The sequence below is a fragment of the Microvirga soli genome (genome assembly GCF_016734765.1).
In the GTDB taxonomy this organism is placed as follows: domain Bacteria; phylum Pseudomonadota; class Alphaproteobacteria; order Rhizobiales; family Beijerinckiaceae; genus Microvirga; species Microvirga soli.
This window is the reverse complement of the sequence record NZ_JAERQE010000038.1, coordinates 24,473-42,170: the sequence shown is the minus strand read 5'-3', so window position 1 is coordinate 42,170 and position 17,698 is coordinate 24,473. Positions and strand designations below refer to the sequence as shown.

The 17,698-nt window shown below is 58.4% G+C and carries 17 protein-coding genes and 2 pseudogenes; 9 read left to right on the top strand and 10 right to left on the bottom strand.

What is annotated here, in order from left to right; genetic code table 11:
• Positions 1-1,302: 1,302 nt before the first annotated feature.
• Together JKL45_RS22825 and JKL45_RS22820 are read left to right on the top strand one after the other, a co-directional pair.
• Entirely contained in the window at positions 1,303-1,683 is a 381-nt protein-coding gene (locus JKL45_RS22825; RefSeq protein ID WP_201864026.1) for a hypothetical protein, read from the top strand.
• Between the two features lie 108 nt (positions 1,684-1,791).
• Positions 1,792-1,980: a hypothetical protein gene (locus tag JKL45_RS22820; RefSeq protein WP_201864025.1), complete on the top strand. Its 189-nt coding sequence runs from the start codon at positions 1,792-1,794 to the stop codon at positions 1,978-1,980.
• Positions 1,981-2,044: 64 nt separating this feature from the next.
• On the opposite strand, the gene JKL45_RS22815 is transcribed toward JKL45_RS22820, so the two are convergent.
• The 3 genes from JKL45_RS22815 to JKL45_RS22805 form a co-directional block, all read right to left on the bottom strand.
• Positions 2,045-2,551 (bottom strand): Ros/MucR family transcriptional regulator, encoded by a 507-nt coding sequence (locus JKL45_RS22815; protein ID WP_201864023.1) that lies wholly within the window; start codon positions 2,549-2,551, stop codon positions 2,045-2,047.
• A 166-nt stretch (positions 2,552-2,717) separates the two neighbouring features.
• On the bottom strand, positions 2,718-3,158 hold the full coding sequence (locus JKL45_RS22810; RefSeq protein WP_201864020.1) for a hypothetical protein: 441 nt from the start codon (positions 3,156-3,158) through the stop codon (positions 2,718-2,720).
• Positions 3,159-3,321: 163 nt separating this feature from the next.
• On the bottom strand, positions 3,322-4,533 hold the full coding sequence (locus JKL45_RS22805) for a hypothetical protein (protein ID WP_201864019.1): 1,212 nt from the start codon (positions 4,531-4,533) through the stop codon (positions 3,322-3,324).
• Positions 4,534-4,700: 167 nt separating this feature from the next.
• On the opposite strand from JKL45_RS22805, the gene JKL45_RS22800 reads away from it, so the two are divergent.
• Positions 4,701-5,189, top strand: coding sequence for a YciE/YciF ferroxidase family protein (locus tag JKL45_RS22800; RefSeq protein ID WP_201864018.1), 489 nt, complete (start codon positions 4,701-4,703; stop codon positions 5,187-5,189).
• 47 nt (positions 5,190-5,236) lie between these two features.
• Complete coding sequence (locus JKL45_RS22795) at positions 5,237-5,791, top strand: DNA-3-methyladenine glycosylase (RefSeq protein ID WP_201864017.1); 555 nt, start codon at positions 5,237-5,239, stop codon at positions 5,789-5,791.
• 23 nt (positions 5,792-5,814) lie between these two features.
• Here JKL45_RS22795 and JKL45_RS22790 read toward each other — a convergent pair whose 3' ends face one another.
• The gene (locus tag JKL45_RS22790) at positions 5,815-6,240 is read right to left on the bottom strand and encodes a hypothetical protein (protein WP_201864016.1); all 426 of its coding nucleotides are present in this window, start codon (positions 6,238-6,240) and stop codon (positions 5,815-5,817) included.
• Between the two features lie 341 nt (positions 6,241-6,581).
• A complete protein-coding gene (locus JKL45_RS22785; protein WP_201864015.1) occupies positions 6,582-6,791 on the bottom strand; it encodes a cold-shock protein in 210 nt (69 codons plus the stop codon).
• A gap of 233 nt (positions 6,792-7,024) precedes the next feature.
• On the opposite strand from JKL45_RS22785, the gene JKL45_RS30900 reads away from it, so the two are divergent.
• The 3 genes from JKL45_RS30900 to JKL45_RS22770 all read left to right on the top strand — a co-directional run bounded on the left by JKL45_RS30900 (position 7,025) and on the right by JKL45_RS22770 (position 9,245).
• Positions 7,025-7,114, top strand: a complete 90-nt coding sequence (locus JKL45_RS30900) for a DUF2934 domain-containing protein (RefSeq protein ID WP_201864014.1) — start codon at positions 7,025-7,027, stop codon at positions 7,112-7,114.
• 349 nt (positions 7,115-7,463) lie between these two features.
• Entirely contained in the window at positions 7,464-8,420 is a 957-nt protein-coding gene (locus tag JKL45_RS22775) for a tyrosine recombinase (protein WP_201864013.1), read from the top strand.
• Positions 8,421-8,537: 117 nt separating this feature from the next.
• The gene (locus JKL45_RS22770) at positions 8,538-9,245 is read left to right on the top strand and encodes a CYTH domain-containing protein (protein ID WP_201864010.1); all 708 of its coding nucleotides are present in this window, start codon (positions 8,538-8,540) and stop codon (positions 9,243-9,245) included.
• A 1,414-nt stretch (positions 9,246-10,659) separates the two neighbouring features.
• On the opposite strand, the pseudogene JKL45_RS22765 reads toward JKL45_RS22770, so the two are convergent.
• From JKL45_RS22765 to JKL45_RS22750, 4 genes and pseudogenes are all read right to left on the bottom strand, one after another.
• Positions 10,660-12,156 (bottom strand): annotated as a pseudogene (locus JKL45_RS22765) (DNA translocase FtsK); the annotation flags it as partial.
• Between the two features lie 1,821 nt (positions 12,157-13,977).
• Entirely contained in the window at positions 13,978-14,193 is a 216-nt protein-coding gene (locus JKL45_RS22760; RefSeq protein ID WP_201864006.1) for a hypothetical protein, read from the bottom strand.
• A 122-nt stretch (positions 14,194-14,315) separates the two neighbouring features.
• A complete protein-coding gene (locus JKL45_RS22755; protein WP_312897019.1) occupies positions 14,316-14,522 on the bottom strand; it encodes a WGR domain-containing protein in 207 nt (68 codons plus the stop codon).
• A gap of 49 nt (positions 14,523-14,571) precedes the next feature.
• Positions 14,572-15,114: a CYTH domain-containing protein gene (locus JKL45_RS22750; RefSeq protein WP_246498828.1), complete on the bottom strand. Its 543-nt coding sequence runs from the start codon at positions 15,112-15,114 to the stop codon at positions 14,572-14,574.
• Between the two features lie 1,335 nt (positions 15,115-16,449).
• Here JKL45_RS22750 and JKL45_RS22745 point away from each other — a divergent pair.
• Positions 16,450-16,719, top strand: coding sequence for a hypothetical protein (locus JKL45_RS22745; RefSeq protein ID WP_201864004.1), 270 nt, complete (start codon positions 16,450-16,452; stop codon positions 16,717-16,719).
• A 142-nt stretch (positions 16,720-16,861) separates the two neighbouring features.
• The gene (locus tag JKL45_RS22740; RefSeq protein ID WP_201864002.1) at positions 16,862-17,134 is read left to right on the top strand and encodes an SWIB/MDM2 domain-containing protein; all 273 of its coding nucleotides are present in this window, start codon (positions 16,862-16,864) and stop codon (positions 17,132-17,134) included.
• 239 nt (positions 17,135-17,373) lie between these two features.
• On the opposite strand, the pseudogene JKL45_RS22735 reads toward JKL45_RS22740, so the two are convergent.
• Positions 17,374-17,643, bottom strand: a pseudogene (locus tag JKL45_RS22735) (VOC family protein); the annotation flags it as partial.
• Between the last annotated feature and the right edge of the window lie 55 nt (positions 17,644-17,698).

Below are 17,698 nucleotides of genomic sequence, written 5' to 3'. Positions count from 1 at the left end.
GCTGGCATTCTACAATGCTTCGCAAAGGTGAAGAATCCTTCAACCTCAATCAGTTGTGGGTTATTCAGGGTCGACTAGGTATGGTGTCAACAGGCAACATATATTGAGATTAATGCTATATGGCAACATAGTGTTCCTCGTGCCTGCCCGGATATGAAACGGGAGTGTCCTCCTAGGATCGCAACGCTGAAAGCCAATCAACCCTGCTGTAAAGCGCCATCAGTACTAATCGAGCGCATGGTGATCGGGTCTTAGCTTTAGGCGATCTCCCTGCGCTCGTTAGCTGGGCTCAAGAGGATGTAGGGCAGGGTTCATTCAGCCTTAGGTGCAAGTCAATTGACTGCAGTAGAGATTGCCGTTGAGCATCGCGTATTTCGATACTTTATTAAGGTTCGAATGATCCTATTTTGCCAGGAGACGGGCTGTCAGTATTAAGGATGACTGCACAGAATTGTCCCTTATGAAGTAGGAACACGGCATCAGCCTGGGATAAACTCTAATCCGACATCGCTCTCCTGGGCTATCGATGGCTCGGATCCGACGGCGGGTTAACGTAAAGGTAGTCGAAATCTCGATGTGAGCCGGCTTGGCGCCTTATTCACCGAGGAGTTGATCCAGCTCCGTCTCGGCGAGCTTGCGGGCCCTTCGATCGGTGTGACCTCACAGATGTTCCCGTCGTCCGTGAAGTACACAGATTCCCTGCGCTGAGGTGGCTTGTTTGGCCGCGTCCATGAACTCGGCGGTCTACTCAGGGTTACCGGCCACAACTTTCTGAACCAGCTTTTTCTCTGAGCTCACACGTATACTCCATGTTCGATCTGAATAAGGTGCCGGAGGACTGGATCGATCTTGCCTTGGGAGATCAGGTCCACAGGGGTAGCCTGCAGCGCCATATTAGGCTCGAGGAGCCACAACACTCCCAGATTACGGAAGACCTCGTGTGTCCTCCCAATCACGGGGGCGATCTCCGGCCCGGCTCTTTTTAGTAACTGAGTTGCTTAATCTTGCCCTCGAGATGGGCGATAACTTGGTCGACCAAGGGGTTGACCTTCGCCGCCGTGTCGGAAGTGAACGCTTGGGCTCCATCGTCAGTTATCTGCGTCACGAAGCGCGCGCCTCTGTGCGTCAGCTAGAAAGCAGAAAAATCCAATTTGACCGGCGTGGTCAGCAACGTTCGTTATCTTCTTATTAACCATCCCGGGCGGAAGATGGCCGGAGCTGCAAGGCAGGCGGGGAGTGCGGGGTTGTACCGCCTCCTCGCCTTTTGGCTTTTAGCAGCGTCGTCACCTCAAGGAGCCAAGCGTGAACGCGATCCTGAAAGAGCGCATCGGAGAACGGGTAAGCGCTCTCAAGATCTCGTGGCGCAGGGCCTCCCTGGAAGCAGGCTTTGAGGCGGGTTTCATCCAGGACATCATCACGGGTCGTTCCCAGCATCCCGGAGAGGATGCTTTGGCGAGCCTTGCTTCCGTGCTCGAGTGCAGCTCGGCCTATCTTGCGGGCCAAAGCGATGACCTCGCTGGAGTATCAACTGCGCGCGGTACCATGGTGTCGGCTTCAGACCCTGTACAGCGGGCCGATGCGGTAATGGCACTCAGGATTGTCGACGAACTCTTGGCCGCAGGTCACGTTGAGGCGGCCCGCGTTGCTGTCAGGCGCGCCCTCAAAGCCATTGCTGTTGAATAGGAAACCCAGACTGAGTTGCCCTAGGCCACATTGTGGAAATGAGCCCGGTCGTCTTACCGGCTGCTCATCGGCTGGCTACACTCTCGTGATGTGGAGCAGGAGCGAACCATGCAGCTCAGCGTTGGCGATGTCGTGCATCTGATTGCCTATCCCTCTCATCGGATGACCGTTGTTGAGGTCGATGGCTGTGAGATCACCTGCAGATGGTTCGAAGGAGCTGCAGTCAAAGAAGGCATATTTTCGTTGCACGTCATCGCGAAGGAGTTTCAGCCTCCGACACCTACCGTTCCTGCCTAGGGGCAATTCATGACCCTCATCTCAGGTAGTGTCAGGAGCCAACGAGCTTGGCCTGAGAGCGTGCTTACTTGCCAGCCGCTTTTTTCGAAGGTGTACGGCGCTTCGGCTTTGAGGCCTCCATAGGTGCCGTGACTTTCTCGTCCGACCTTGCAGCTGCTTTCGCGGCACTCTTCCTCCGCATCTGACCGAGGCCGCTGCTCCTGGCGAGTTCGGAGCGTTTGGCAGCATAGCTGGGTGCAACCATCGGGTAATCGGCCGGGAGACCCCACTTCGCCCGGTACTCCTCGGCCGTCAGCCCGAGCTTGCCGAGGTGGCGCTTCAGCGTCTTGTACTGCTTGCCGTCCTCGAGACTGATCAGGAAGTCGGGCGTGATGGACTTCTTGATCGCAATGCGCGGCTCTGGCTTCTCAGGTTCTGCCTGCTTTGGAGCAGCGAGATCTTGCAGGGCAGCGTGCACGGATGCAATCACGTTAGGCAAATCGCCTCGATGAACCGAGTTGTTCGCAACGTAAGACGAAACGATGTCGGCGGTGATGCTGGCAAAATCTAGCTGCTGTTCAGGCTGATCCATAACTTATCCAATGCTGGAAATATAATGCGCGATCAGTTAGCCGATTATATTGCGGCGTCAAGCCGCCTGGGCAGGTGCGGGAGCAAACCAATCGAAGGATTTTGCTGAGAGGACGCTCTAGGCCAAGCTATGATTGCCTGGCGCAGGGGTCCATCTGCTCCACCCTTCAACGTTTGGATCTGGGTTGCTGCCTTGCTGTTGGGAAATCGGCAGAGGAAGTGCTTGGATATGAAGCTTCGGTCCGGATGAAGTAGGTATTGATCAGAGCCACAACCTTCCGGCCCAGCGCCTGGTCCTCTTCAAGGTGGCCCGTATCGAGGATCTCGAGCCGAGTCTCAAAATCAGGGTCACAAATGAGAATAGCCGGATCCTGCGCTTCACCGTCTCCTGGGCTGTCCAGGAACCAGCCTTCATCCGGATTCGGGTCTTCGATCTCAGGATCCGCATTGAGGCTCTCGACAAGATACCTCGCCAGACGATCGTTGATCCTTTTGCCATCGTCTTCGCCAAAGATGAGCCGGGGCTCGCCGCTGGGATCCCGAATGACGTGCTGCCGATCTCGTCCGGGACGGGCGATGAAGAGGGTCCATTGTGACGATGGGCTCATAGCTGTTTTTCTCGCGAACTTCGTTGGCGACCTGAGCAAAGCTGTGTTTCTGCGTCAAGCCATGCCCCACTGCGTTTGGGACCCTTTTGGGGCGTCAGCTTACGTGGTTACAGTGTGAGCCACCTCATCGTCGAATAACAGCAGACGTGCATACGCCAGCATGTCACTGAGGTGTTTCAGGTGCCAAGGGAGCTGCATCGGCTGGAGCACCTGCTCCGGATGTGGTCCCGGTAGTGGGTGGCGTAGCGAGTTGCTGACGTGCTTCGGCAAGTTGGCTCTGAGCATCAGCGAGTACCTGACGGGTCGCCTGAAGCCGCCCCTCCAGCTCTGCAACCTCCCGATTGCGGGCGGCCAAGTCTTCTGTTGCCTTCGCCAGCTGAGCCTGAAGCTCAGACCGCTGCTGGGTTGCTTGGCTCTGGAGTTCAGCCTGCTCCCTTGCCAGGCGGTCCCGCTCCGGACGAAGGTTGGCAAGATCCGTCTGAGCGGATGCTTGCGCGTCACGCAGCTGCTGGAGACGTTGCTCAACCTCCGTGAGCTCTGCTGTCCGAGAGGACAGCGCCTGAGTAGCTTGGGCTACCGACTCGCGGGCCGCCGTCGCGTCACGACTGGCCTCGTCCATCTGACGGCTCAGATCTGCTAACTCCTGCCGGCGTGCCACAACGGTCTGTTCGCTTGTCGCAATCTCCTCCTTCATGGAGGCCAGCCGCCGTTCCGCCTGCTGTAGTTGGTTCTGGATCTCCGGAAGCTGCTGCGACAGTGCCGTGACGCTGCGGTCCAGCTCAGCGGCTCTTTGCTCATTGGCCTGCAGGGCTTGTCGAGCAGTGGAGGTCTGGGTCTGAACCTCGGTTCGGGACAGGGTGAGTTGCGTCAGTTGCTGTTGTTGCGCCTGCAGGTCCTGCAGAGTGGCGCTGAGCTGCGTTTGGGCCTGCTCGCGCGCTTGCGTGACCTGGACCAGCTGTTGCTGAGTTGTCTGAAGCGATTGCTGCAGGGTCCCGAGCTGAGACTGAAGCTGGTCACGGGTCTGAGCTGCCTGGGTCAGCTGCTGCTGGGACGTCTGGGTCGTTTGCTGCAGGGTTGTAAGCTCAGTCTGCGCCTGCTCTCGTGCCTGTGTGATCTGGGCCAGCTGCTGCTCGGCACCAGCTACCCTGGTTTGCAAGTCTGCCAGGGTTCCGCCGGTGCGCTGCTGCTCCTCGAGCTGCCGTCGCAGGGAGGCTTCAGCCTGCTGCAGGCGGGTTATTTCCGTTTGGGCTTCCTGCTGCTGGTCGGACGAGGAGAGCCCTACGCCAAGGGCCAGAAGCCAGCCCAGGATGGCAGCTCCAGCCAGCCCAAGGGACACGGGCCGCTTCAGCTCGGAGCGGTAATCAATGGGCATCATAGTCCTCCTGCGCGTGGGCTGCTCGATCTAACGCAGGACCGTCATGAGCGTTGCCCGCTCCGGTGGACCAAAAGCAATCCTTCTGTTCAGGCTGGCTGTTGGCTCCGGAACGCTCAGCCACCTCTGGGGTTACTTGGTTCACTGCCCTACCTAGCAGGAGACCACGAATGGCCGAGAAAGATCTGAAGGCGTTGTTTTTGCATCAGCTCAAGGACACGTATTTCGCCGAGAATGCTATCCTTAAAGCCCTGCCGCAGATGGCGGAAGCCGCGCAGGCCGAGGAGCTCAAAGGTGCCCTCGCCGTTCACCTGAAGGAGACAGAAGGGCAGGTGAAACGTCTGGAGAAGGTATTTCAGCTGTTAGGCGAGAAGCCTGCGGGTGTTGAGTGCAAGGCCATTCAGGGCATCATCGAGGAAGGCCAAGAAATCCTGCAGGAGTTCAGCGGCGGCGAGGCCCTAGATGCTGGTCTGATCGCGGCCGCTCAGGCGGTGGAGCATTACGAGATCACCCGCTACGGCACCTTGCTCGCATGGGCCAAGCAGCTTGGCCTCTCCGAGGCTGAGGGGCTCATCCAGGAGACCCTGATCGAGGAGGAGAATACCGACCAGATCCTGTCTGAGTTGGCTGAGGACGCCATCAATCCTGCCGCCACCTAGTGAGCCTTTGGGAGTTGGCTTTCTCAACCTTCAAGGCTGACGGGCGAATGGAAACAACGCTGCCCCGATCCTTCTTCTCTCGTGACGCGGTGACGGTCGCCCGCGATCTGATTGGAGCCACCCTGCTTGTGGACGGGATCGGCGGCCGGATTGCTGAGACTGAAGCCTACACCGGCGATGATCCTGCGTCCCATAGCTTTCGTGGTCCGACGCCTCGGAACGCAGCCATGTTTGGGCCTGCAGGCCACGCCTATGTGTACCGGTCGTACGGCATGCACTGGTGCCTGAACTTTGTCTGTTTGTCAGGCAGCGCGGTTCTCGTCAGGGCTGTTGAGCCAACCAGGGGCATTGAGGTCATGAAGGTGCGACGAGGTGTCGAGGACTTACGCCTTCTCTGCTCAGGTCCTGGTCGTCTGTGCCAGGCTCTGGGCGTGACAATTACCCACAATGAGTTGCCGCTGGACCAAACACCCTTCCAACTCTTTGGCCAGAGGAGCCCAGTTGAGGTTGCAGCAGGGATGCGGATCGGGATCACCCGCGCCACTGACTTGCCTTGGCGGTTTGCTCTCGCAGGTTCGCGCCTTCTGAGCAGAAAGATCTGATGCCACCCAAGGACAGGATGATCTTACCATCCGCGCCGCTGTTCGCCCTGGCGTGAGTCATCGCCGAAGTCCGGCGGAGCGCCATAGAGCTCACCACGGCGGGAGCGGTGCGGCCCGTCCGGCTCGCGGCTTGGTTCAGGTTCGAGCATGCCATTCAAGAGGGCAAGGCCAGCCTGAAGCACGGAGCCAACTGCATCAGCAGCCATATCGGCGATGTCGCGCAGGCGCAGATCGCCGATATCGCCGGGGCGATGCTGAGCCTGTCCATAGGGGGCGTACTGGTCCGCAGGGGAACGCTTTGGCATCAGGCCCGAGAACGCGCCAGCTCCACCTAGGATCACGAGCAGAACCAGAGGAATAACAAGGCGGAACGCCAGGCTCATGATCCTGGACACGATGACGTAGCCGATGATCAGGACAATTGCAGTCGCGATGACGCCGGAACTCAAGGTGCTTGTATCCTCGTGATGTTCGATGCGGAGGGATGGCCATCCAAGACATAGACGGCTTTTTTGTGGGCCTGCTGGATGGAATCGTGAGAACAATGACCGAGCCCCGCACCTCAAAGCGGGTTAAACGGCTTGGACAGCAAGAGCTTGGAGGTCGGAAGCAGGTTTCGCACGTACATCCGCGATGATCACTGGAATGCTTCAATCATGCAGAGCTCCATTGCTGTAGCCAGAAGCTGTACCTGCTTTCCCAGCACCCTTATGGAAAAGGGGTATCAAAAAGCCGCCCCATCAGGAGCGGCTTGAATAGCCAGCACTAAGTTCCCCAGACTATTTTTTCATTACACTTTCTGCAGGTTGGTGGCAGACTCTTTGCCCGTGCGGCGGTCAGCTTCTACCTCGTATGAGATCTTTTGGCCTTCAGCCAAACCCCGCATGCCAGCCCGCTCAAGGGCTGTGGCATGAACGAAGACGTCCTTGCCACCATTATCCGGCTGAATGAAGCCATAGCCCTTCGTATCGTTGTACCACTTCACAGTGCCAGTCGCCATTGCATGTTCCTTAAGTCTCATCAGGTGCGGTTTCGCAGGATCATCCTGCCGTGTCTGGCCGGGAGGTCAAGCACCCACCGACTGAGCGGCGAACGTCTGGCTCCATTCACCTGCCAGAGCGGTGCCCTAGCTTCAGAGCACAGTGGTTACGGAACCGAGCAGACTACCTGCAGTAGACCACAACACGCCTGCTTAGCCGAGAATGATAGATCCTTAGGACATGGAGACAGGCGATGGAAAAGCACCTAGAGCAGAGAATTCGCGAGCGGGCCTGTGAAATATGGGAGAGCGAGGGCCGCTCTGGCAATCCGGAGGACCACTAATCCAGAGCGGAGGAGGAGTGAAAAAATGCAGGCGCCCCGCAGAGGCAAAATGCTGCCGGAGCGCAAACGGCTGATGACACAATCATCAATAAACTTGGCGACTTCGCCTAAGTGCTGGTGAAGTTTCCGTCCGGCGCTGAAACTCGTCTCTTCGGAGCACACCCGCCAACGGAGGCTGTGAACGTTAGGGCAGGGTCATTCGGCCTCCGAGTGCAAATCCTTTATTTGCAACGGAATTCGCACTTCAGAATAGAACCTAGACTTCCATTATATGAAATTCGCATAACAAGCATTTTGACAAGAAGTTCGTAACCAGCGCCGTGGCAGGGTCCTCTCGCAGGAGAGTCACATGCAAACCAATCACCGGCTAGCCCAGCTCTGGCTCGATGCTCTGACAACAGAACTCGGGGCGTCGGCTGGTACTATCGAGACCTATACCGACGACCTGAACTGCTACCTTGTCTGGCTGGATGAGAACGGCCTCCAGTTGAACGAGGTCGGCTTGGAGCAGATCCGTGACTACATCGCCGCTCTCAATCAGCGCGGGTACGCTGGATCCACCATTGCCCGACGCATCACAGTCGCACGTGGCTTGCATAGGTTTCTGATTGCGGAGGACCTCGGCTCCCGTGATCCCACAAGCAACTTGTCGACCATGCGCCAGCCCCGCAAGCTGCCCTTCGTTCTGTCAATTGCCGAGACTGAGGCGCTCCTGGAGACTGCGCACCGGCTGGCGACCGATCCTTCAGTCGGCCTTTACCGTCAGGCCGGCTATGCCCGGCGGGCTGCCCTGTTCGAGACCCTCTACGCCTCAGGCATGCGCATCAGCGAGGCCTTGTCGTTACCCTCCGATGCCGCTCCTTCCGGCACCCGCATGCTGCTGGTGCGCGGCAAGGGCGATAAGCAGCGGCTCGTGCCGCTGCATGAGAGGGCGATTGCGGCCATTGCTCAGTGGCAAAGGCTGGCCCGCGCCTATTCTAGTGGAGCGCCCTCCCCGTGGTTATTCCACTCTGTACGCAACGGTACCAAGGCGCTGACGCGCCAAGCGGCTCTCCTCGAGATCAAGGAAGCCGCGGCCGCGGCAGGCCTGCCCAGCCCGGAGCGAGTCTCGCCGCACGTGCTACGGCATGCCTTTGCCACTCACATGCACTCAGGGGGTACCGACCTGCGTGTCTTACAGGAACTGCTCGGCCATGCCGGCATCGAGACCACCCAGATCTATACGCATCTTGACATCTCCCGTCTCCACCACATGGTCCGCGACCTCCACCCGCTGAATGAGGAGGAACGCATCGTCGCTGACTAAGCAATTGGCCCGCGACGGATGTCGATGCCTTAAAATAATATGGTAAACATTTGTAAACAGGTTCGAGCAGACCATGTGCCCTGCATTTTGATAGTCATACTTTTTGCAGGTGCTCCCATGAAGAATGCTCGACGCTTCCTCGTTTCTCCATGCATTGCTCGCCTCATTTCGCGAGAGCGAGGCATCGACCACCAGGTCGTCGAGGGCTACCTCTCATCCCAGCCAGGTAAAGACCAACTTGTTCGGCTGGAAGCAGATCAAGCTCACTTTGTGCTGTCAGGACAGGATACAGAAGGAAACCTGTTAGAAAAGCTAGCACCGCTTCCACGGGAGCATGCCGAGGCACTGTTCAGTCTATGCATCGGGCAGATCTCCTATGACCGCCTCCATCTGCCACCGCAAAGCGGCCTGAGCCACAGAATACAGCTTGATCGTGTTGTATATCCCAGCAGCTTTGATCTCATTACTGTCGAATTTGATGAGGTTCAACAGGCAGAGGCCTTCGAGATCCCGACTTGGTTCGGGCCCGAGGTGACTACCGAGTTTACTTATGAGTGGCGCTATATCGCACTCAATGGCTTCCAGTCGAACCTTGAGGTGCCGCTCGCAAGTCATCAGATCGAGACAGTGCTCGATATGCTGGATCAATCCCGGGCAGCCACGAAGGAAGGTAGTATCTCGGCTGCTGACGACGTCATTGTCGCTCTCAGCCGCTCGCTTGAGACGTCAGGCCTCTTGAAGGCCGCAAAGGAAACCAACCCTCCTCCAGAGTCAGAGCCTCTTCTTGAAGAGCTTCGTGAGCCGGTGAAGAGGACAGCTCAATAACCTGAAGCCGGGCCGGACAACATTAGAAAGCGCTGCCATCGTCAGGCAGCGCTCCTTTTGTTGATTCAATAGCAAACGCTGATTCTAAACAGACCCTGTATGAGTGACCCGCAACTGTCGATGCAGGGAGCCATACAGAATCGGTCGCACTGCAGAGTGTCTGTGTCAAAACAAACCGTAATGGAGCGGGTTATCCATCAACATTGCCGCTGCGCCAACAAGATGCAATCCGGCTCTTCGGGATTCCACTTGCAGATGGATCACTTTCCAAGCTCTGGTGTCCCTTTCAGACTGCTGCAGCCAGCTGGATCGGATCCGTTCGCTCCCGTACAGACGCGAGACCCTGGATGCCGCGATCGTGAGCTTTGTTGAGCGCCTGCGCTCAGTGTCCTTACCCCGGCGGCGCATGCGGATCACCCGCTTCGGGAGCGGTCCAACTGGAGTTCCTAATTCGGTCCCCACGGCCGCGAGGTGCTAGCGAGCTCTTCGGCAGTACTCGACGCTTAGAGCGCTCATCCTGTCTGAGCCGTACCCGGCGCAGTATTTCATCAGTGCGCGACACAGGTTGCCATCGGCCAGTCGGCAGGACCACCGCGTCAACAAGGGCCGGCGGCACCCCGTTGGCTGCGGCCATTTCAGCAATGTCAGGCGGGTACGTGGATCGGCCTTTGAGAGCACGGGGAAGAGAAGCAATCTCAAGAATAGTGGATGTGGTGATCGGCTCAAGATCAGGTGGCAGGAGGAACGAGGCAAGCTGCCAATCCACGTCGATCTTGGTGACGTTAAAATCAGGTTCGGTGGATCCAGAACTTGTAGAAAGAAACAGGAATACTATTCCGCAGGCGACAAGACGCAGGCGGATCATAGGCCAGGATCCCTCGAGGGTGGCGCTCTAATTAGATTTTCGCAAATGTGTTGAGAGATCGTTTATGGCAACATCCTGTGTTTCGAACGGGATAGGCAGGCGGGTTAAGACCATCCAGGATCCGGCACAAGGCGGGCTCCTGATAACACCGTCACGCCGTTGAAGGGTGACATGTGATCCACGGCTCAAATCGGCTCCGGCGCCCGATGGCCTAGTCTTCATCCCACCTGGCTCAGAAGCTTCAAGCACGGCTTTGCCAATCTACGGCATAGACCAACCTTTAACGATCGATTGGCTGTGGCGCTTTACTTGAGACGACCACACGAGGTCCTTGCCTGTATCTCCCGGGTATCGAGCTTTGCGCGGTGTGCACGCGACACAAGCACTTCACGTTTTGAAGAAGGCATCCCTAAAATGGAAGCCCTCGGGAGCACCAAAGGCTTCCCGAGGGCACGGTGTGGAAACGAGATGAGATCCGGCAGGCTACACCGACTGCTAGAGGCTGAGCCAATGCTCATTTGCGTGTGCCAGTCCGGTCCGCTGCCAGCCTCAGTCCTCGTCCGCTCCACCCGTTCCTATGAGGATTTCGCGCTTGCCCGCATGGTTGGCAGGTCCGACGATCCCTTCCTTCTCCATCCGCTCCATGATTGAGGCCGCCCGGTTGTAGCCGATCTGCAGTCGCCGCTGAATGTAGGAGGTCGACGCCTTCTTGTGCCGTAGTACGATCGAGACCGCTTGGTCGAACAGCTCTCCCGACCCTAGCCCCACTTCGCTCTCGTCGAAGACCGGGGTCTGCTCCTGCTCCATTTCCTCGTCCTCCTCGGCTGTCACCGCCTCCACATAGACGGGCTTGGCCTGTCGCTTGAGGTGAGCAACGACCCGTTCAACCTCGACGTCCGAAACAAAGGGCCCGTGAACCCGAGCAATGCGGCCTCCTCCTTGCATATGAAGCATGTCGCCTTGCCCTAACAGCTGCTCGGCGCCCATCTCACCAAGAATCGTGCGGCTGTCGATCTTCGACGTGACCTGGAATGAGATCCGGGTCGGGAAGTTCGCCTTGATCGTGCCGGTGATCACGTCCACGCTTGGGCGCTGGGTGGCCAGGATCACGTGAATGCCGGCAGCCCTGGCCATCTGGGCCAGGCGCTGGATCGCGCCCTCGATTTCCTTGCCGGCCACCATCATCAGGTCGGCCATCTCGTCGACGATCACCACGATGTACGGCAGCGATGTAAGGTCCATCACCTCTTCAGTATACGTCAGCTCCCCCGTGGCCTTGTCGAAACCCGTCTGGATAGTCCGCGTGATGACCTCCCCGTTAGCCTTAGCCTCTGCGATGCGGGTGTTGAAGCCGTCGATGTTGCGCACGCCCAGCTTCGCCATCTTCTTGTAGCGGTCCTCCATCTCCCGCACTGCCCAGCGCAAGGCGATGATCGCCTTCTTGGGGTCGGTGACCACGGGCGTGAGCAGGTGCGGGATGCCGTCATAGACGGAGAGCTCCAGCATCTTGGGGTCGACCATGATCAGCCGGCATTCTTCCGGCGTGAAGCGGTAGACCAGGGACAGGATCATGGTGTTGATCGCCACCGACTTGCCCGACCCGGTGGTGCCGGCGACCAGCAGGTGCGGCATGCGGGCGAGATCGGCGATCACCGGCTCGCCGCCGATGGTCTTGCCGAGGCAGAGGGGAAGTTTGTGTTTCGAGACCTCAAAATCGTCTGAGGCAAGTAGTTCGCGTAGGTACACCGTCTCGCGCGTCACGTTGGGCAGCTCGATGCCGATGGCATTGCGGCCCGGGATCACCGCTACGCGCGCGGAGACGGCACTCATTGAGCGTGCGATATCCTCTGAAAGCGCAATAACGCGCGATGACTTGATGCCGGGTGCAGGCTCAAATTCGTAGAGCGTGACCACTGGGCCCGGACGAACATGGATGACTTCGCCCTTCACGCCGAAGTCACGGATGACCTTCTCCAATCGCCCTGCCGTCTCTTCCAGAATGTCCTCGGTCAGCTCCGGTCCTTCGCGTTCCGGCGGCTCGGCCAGGAATGCGATGTCCGGCTTCTGATATGACCAATCGTCAGGTGCACGTGGGCGGGAGATCGGATGCCCCCACGTCGCCGGAGCGATTTTGGGGAGATCCACAACCAAGCCAGCCTGCTGAAGCGGTTGCAGGGTAACCTCTGCCTGGCTCAGGTCTGTCACAGCGTCGGGTACGGGCACCTCCTCAGCCCCCTCTTGAACCGGGTCGACTTCCGCATCCGGCACCAGGGCAGGAACAGAGCCGAACACCGGTTCTGGTTGAGGCTCAAGGGCAACCTTCTCCATCCGGGATGGTTTCTTGCTCGCCGCCGGCAGGAGATCCTCGTAGAGAGCGAGGTATCCGAGATCGACCTCCTCGATAGGATCCGACACGGTGGCACCTGGAACCGTTGAAGCCGCCTCTCCATCCACAACGCCGGTCCCAGCCGCGGCGGCCGTTTCCTGGATTTGCTCGGATGGAAGCGCCGCTTCAATAGTGGCGCAATACTCCAGTTCGGAGGTTCGATCCGGATCCGCTTGGCTGTCGTTGGTGGTCTCGATGACGACGTCGGCGGCCTCCAGGATCTGCCAATCGGTAGGGGCCGTGGACACGGCGTCCAAATCCCCCGCTGAACCGACGCCAGTCATTCCGTATGACAGTCCCTGCCACGAGAACGAGACGGCTCCTGACGTCAAGCTGAAGGGAGTGGCGGCTAGTTCCGGTTGGGTCTCCAGGCATCGTTTCGGGTGCGGAGTCTCATCGGCAGCAGTAGCTTGTTGTGACAGCGGAAGCCGTGTCGCCGTTTCGATCATCCGGCGCGCCGAACCGGCTTTCTCTCCGCAGCCCGCTTTAGACAGGGCAGCTTCCCTGTCGGCGAGTGACGCCAGTCGTTCGGAAACTGGATCCTCGGAGGCCAGCGCCGACCACAATTGATCGATCTGACTTCTGACAGCCGGCTCCGATGCCCCACCGGTCCCTTCGTCGGTTACGGGGCGGATGTGCTCACTCATCGAGTTGACAGCGGGAGCCGGGTGCTCCGGCTGCGTGGGTTCTACATGGCCGTTGCGGGCTCGAATGACCTTATCCGGGGTGCGCGTGGCCTTCACCCCCTCCGCCAGAACAAAGGCTTGTCTCCACGGCGGCTCGTCACCGTCCTGAACTGGGACACCTTCGTTATCCCTTCGACCCTGCCGCAACCGAACAACGTTGGTATTCTCACGGGGATCTTCCTCTCCAGGAAGAGGTGGCGGGGCGAAGGGTGGCTTACGGGTTGAATGCATGATCTCTGACGCAATTGAAAGGTGATCGGCCAAGCTGATTCTGGCGGTGTCGTGACTCTGAGAGCAAACCGTAAACAGAGGGTTAGGCTGGGGACCTGTCCAATTGCGACGGCACCTGCTCGGCTCGCACGGGTGACGACGAAGGCTGTGGAACCCACACTGCAAACGTTGATGTCAACTAGGAGCTGATGCCACGGTGGAGGAACGATCAGTCCAACTATGGATGCAGCAGTTTTTTGGATCGGCCACGGGAAAACTGCACGGAACAAAAATTCTGGAACTTTAATCCGTGCATCAATCAATAGATTCTCGCCGAGCGGCCGGTACTTGAGTTCGAACCGAGCGAGGAAAAGCGTTAGGCATACGGCGTGTCTCTTGCCAACTGACGGTTGCAACACGGCGCGCCATCGCTCCATTGTACTGGACTACGTTCACCGAAAGCCCTCTTTCGCAGCGTCGACCTGACCGCGTACTCTAGCTCAAGCCCTTAAGTTGTTATGAGCGCTACGGATTTCCCGGCAAGCGATCATCAGCTCCCGTACGAGATGCTCACGCTCCTGAGGCTCAAGCAACCTTGGTGCTGTCCTGAGCGGCTCTGGCCTTGGCGGCAGCTTCCGCCTGCTGCTGCAGGCGCAGATCAGCTAGCTGCCGCCGCAGGTCCTGATACAGCGGGCGGAAAGCTGGACCGTTTGTTTCCACGATGTCGGCGAGGATGTGAACCGCCTGGACGAGCTTTTCCTCAGTAACCGGGCCGTGGTCGCGCTGATGCCATTCGCTCATGTGCCGTCTCCTTGTGTGGAGCCGACACAGTGCGCCGAGGATCTTGATAGCAGGTTAAGCTTGCGTGAGGCTTGCAACCGTGATCACAAGCCGGCGCCCCAGCCGCTGCATCCGAGGTCCGTTTAGCCTTTCTGACGCTGAGCTGTGGCCCACCTCTCCAAAGCCCGGGCTGCTTCGGTCCCATTGGGGAGGATCTCGGCCTTCGGCTGACCTTCCAATCCCGCAAAACCGCAGTTGCGCACCAGCCGGATCGTGCCGAACAGGTCCCATTCGATCATCAGGCTGAAGGAGCGCCCCCTGCCCTGCTCCGGGTCACGCTGATAGAGCACCAGATGGTGCTGTATGGGCGAGCAGGCGTCGGACGTTATGGGAGAGTTCCTACTCAGGTTTGTCCTTCGGCAGCGTCTTCTCCATCTCCCGCATCATCGCCGCTTCGAGCTCGTCGGGGTTGACCTTGACGGTATCGTCGGTGGTCTGAGCCTTGGACCTGGTTCCCAGCGCCTGGTTGGCCTTGGGCCGGTGGTGGCCATCCGACCTTGAGTGGAGAACCGACCTTCTGAGGCATCGATCAGGCTGTTGAGCGCCACATCTGACCGGGATCTCCGTAACCTCGTCGAGCCCTCTCAGGGCAATGGACTGATCGATGTAGCGCGGATCCGTCGTCACCTCTGACGCAACCCATTCGAGCGGATGAAAGGCCCTCGCCTCCCCGTCAGACGCGAGCTCCATGGTGACGCGATGCAGGATACGGGGGCGGAGGATCTCCTCGACTAGCCCATGGCCCTCGCCGATCGGCAGCAATGTGCGGGTGTAGTCAACCTCGCCGTCGCAGACATCGAGCAGCGCATGAGCATGGCTTAGTGGAATGTCGGCACGGTCCTCGGCCTCGCCATGAGGGCTGATCGTCTTAAGGACCAGCACGCCTCTGTTCTCTTCGAGGCGAACCCATGATGAGCGATCCCGCTGCTCAGGAAAGAAGCCCTCGACGTGGCGCAGTCAGCCCCTTTCGCGCTGGATGAGACGGGTCAACGACGAGGCGAGGAGAAATCGGCGGCGAACGGTCATGAAATCCAAGCATTGTCAAAGATTGTGGAGGCCTGCCTTTGGTAGATCCCGGAGGATGGGAGAGACAACCCTGAACCCCGTAGTATGGTTTCCGCCGGGCTTTCTCACGACATGAGCAAGGTATTCCCAAACGACAACGCCCCGACAGAGTTAGCCGTGCGGAGCTCACTGTCAGGGCGCTTCTGTGATGCCGGTTGCAACACCACACCACCAGAATGCGCCATGAGCCACAAAAATGCAACTGACTGCTGTGCACAAGCACGAAGCGCCCCAGTGAGAGGCTGAGCACCAGATCTCCTACCAGGGCGCGTGCGATGTATTCCAGCATCGCACGATCTATGTAGATGCACGCATCATGCGCCGATGTGCGGCGCCGCACACGATCCGTTCCCAACGGGACCCTTCGCCCAATTTGCAGCCAGAGTGTCAGTCGGGTCAGCTGCGATCGGCACCGATGTCGCGCAGATTGTGAGGGCTCACCTCTCTTCGATGGTAGCGAGCAGTGGGAGGATCAACTGCGACTGACTGAATTTCTTCATAGGGTTCAACCTTGCATGACAAAACCATCCGACTTTCAAGATCGAGCGATCCCTGTAGTTTTCACTTTGCGCTGCAAGGAACTCTGGAAGAACTTATATCGACATCGCTTTCAGCGAATTAAGGCATCGTATGCTCAACAGGTAGAGCATGGTGCGCTCTGACAGAGCGCTCTATGACTTTGCCCAGGCAGTGTGCCAGGTTAGACGTCGGTGGGTGTAGCAACCTTGTCCGCCTTCGGCCGCTGTGGTGGCACTGAGAGGATGAGCTTGGTGAGCACCTCGTAGACGGACTGTGGGCCACACTCGTTGTTCCGAGTGGCGCATTGTTCAAAGAAGCTCACATACTCGTCGCACTGAGTTGACCTCTTCTGCTTCGGAGCCTCTGCGCACTGGGTATAGGCCTGCCGTAAGACTGGTGGCGGATCAAACGATTCAAACACTTCTTGAGCAGCTGTTCGAGTGAGTTTCTCATGAGCAAAGATGAGACTGGCAGGGCCCATGAGGATGCCGATTGCTATAAAGCCATGATGGATCTTTCGCATCGGCGTACCTCGGACCTTTATGGTTAAGACGAAGTTAACCTACATCCCCTGAAATGAAGCACGTAACGCCATAGCATAAACAGCAGCGTCGAGCCTGAGGAAGCGAACAGATGGGAAAACACCCTGAGCAAGAGGACGAACAATCAGAGACAAACGGGAAGGCGAGCACACCCCAGCTAGATCGACTGGAGAGGCTGGCCAATGCGGCGGCGACCGCTGCCCAGGCAAAGCAGTGGCGCGCCCGGAAGAATGGCATTGATCAGCAAGACGAGCCGTCCGAAGTCCGCAACCTCAGTAACAATGTTGAAGCCAGGGCTCGTGCTGAAGAAGCGATGCGGCACATGATGGCAAAGCCACAAAGCAAACGGCGTGGACGGTAGCGACCTGACGCTTCCGCTCCTCATCATCGTCCCCACATATGCAAGGTCGGAGCGGGATTAAGGAACTGTTCAACCTTTGTTGGCGATGGTCCCGGTCCCTTTCCCCTGCAGAGAGCAGTGGGCGCAGCTTAGGAGTTTCACGATGACCGAGGTAAAAGCAGTCAAGAAGCCCAATCCGGCTCTGGCGAAGCCGTTGCAGCCGTCGAATGAACTGGCGGCAGTGGTCGGGTCAGCCCCGCTCCCGCGCACTGAGGTGGTGAGCAAGGTGTGGGAGTACATCAAGGCGAACAATCTGCAGAATCCTGCCAACAAGCGCGAGATCTTGGCGGACGACAAGCTCAGGGCGGTCTTTGATGGCAAGGACAAGGTCAGCATGTTCGAGATGAACAAGCACTTCGCGCAGCATCTCTCCTGAGATGCCAAGGCACGGGCCAGGTGTCCGGCCCATGCACGAATTGTTAAACTTGACTGTTCAGTCTTGTTGGTATCGGGCGCGTTGCGTATCTGCCCGAACACTCCATAGCATTTCAATGCTCGGAGCTAGCCCCGGCCGAGAGACCTTGCCTCTCGGCCGGGGCTTTTGTTTGCCGCACCTAATTGCTCAGGGAGCGATCTCTGACATAGGCCACTCTTCGCCATTTGTTGTTATCGCCCTCAGCTGAGTTCCCGGGCGAGTCCGATGAAAAGCCCTTCAGGATCATGGATGTAGCAAAGCCGACACGCGTCTTTGTACTGGACGACTTCGCCGACGAGCTGCGCGCCGCGCGTGCGGAGCCTTTGAAGCGTCTCGTCGATGTCATCCACGGCGAACATGATGCAGAGGTAGCCGACGGCGTTGACCGGGGCATTCTGGTGATCTGCGACGACAGACGGTGTGAGGAAGCGGGAGACCTCCAGTAGGCTATGGCCGTCCTTGTCCCTCAGGCCACATCGCTTACCTAAAGTGGCTCTATGACAACCTCGTGACGCAGCTGCAAAG

Bases quoted from the DNA above. Each gene is read 5' to 3' on its own strand.
- JKL45_RS22820 (WP_201864025.1), top strand. From the start codon at position 1,792: ATGCAGCTCAGCGTTGGCGATGTCGTGCATCTGATTGCCTATCCCTCT.
- JKL45_RS22815 (WP_201864023.1), bottom strand. From the start codon at position 2,551: ATGGATCAGCCTGAACAGCAGCTAGATTTTGCCAGCATCACCGCCGAC.
- JKL45_RS22810 (WP_201864020.1), bottom strand. From the start codon at position 3,158: ATGAGCCCATCGTCACAATGGACCCTCTTCATCGCCCGTCCCGGACGA.
- JKL45_RS22805 (WP_201864019.1), bottom strand. From the start codon at position 4,533: ATGATGCCCATTGATTACCGCTCCGAGCTGAAGCGGCCCGTGTCCCTT.
- JKL45_RS22800 (WP_201864018.1), top strand. From the start codon at position 4,701: ATGGCCGAGAAAGATCTGAAGGCGTTGTTTTTGCATCAGCTCAAGGAC.
- JKL45_RS22795 (WP_201864017.1), top strand. From the start codon at position 5,237: ATGGAAACAACGCTGCCCCGATCCTTCTTCTCTCGTGACGCGGTGACG.
- JKL45_RS22785 (WP_201864015.1), bottom strand. From the start codon at position 6,791: ATGGCGACTGGCACTGTGAAGTGGTACAACGATACGAAGGGCTATGGC.
- JKL45_RS30900 (WP_201864014.1), top strand. From the start codon at position 7,025: ATGGAAAAGCACCTAGAGCAGAGAATTCGCGAGCGGGCCTGTGAAATA.
- JKL45_RS22775 (WP_201864013.1), top strand. From the start codon at position 7,464: ATGCAAACCAATCACCGGCTAGCCCAGCTCTGGCTCGATGCTCTGACA.
- JKL45_RS22770 (WP_201864010.1), top strand. From the start codon at position 8,538: ATGAAGAATGCTCGACGCTTCCTCGTTTCTCCATGCATTGCTCGCCTC.
- JKL45_RS22760 (WP_201864006.1), bottom strand. From the start codon at position 14,193: ATGAGCGAATGGCATCAGCGCGACCACGGCCCGGTTACTGAGGAAAAG.
- JKL45_RS22745 (WP_201864004.1), top strand. From the start codon at position 16,450: ATGGGAAAACACCCTGAGCAAGAGGACGAACAATCAGAGACAAACGGG.
- JKL45_RS22740 (WP_201864002.1), top strand. From the start codon at position 16,862: ATGACCGAGGTAAAAGCAGTCAAGAAGCCCAATCCGGCTCTGGCGAAG.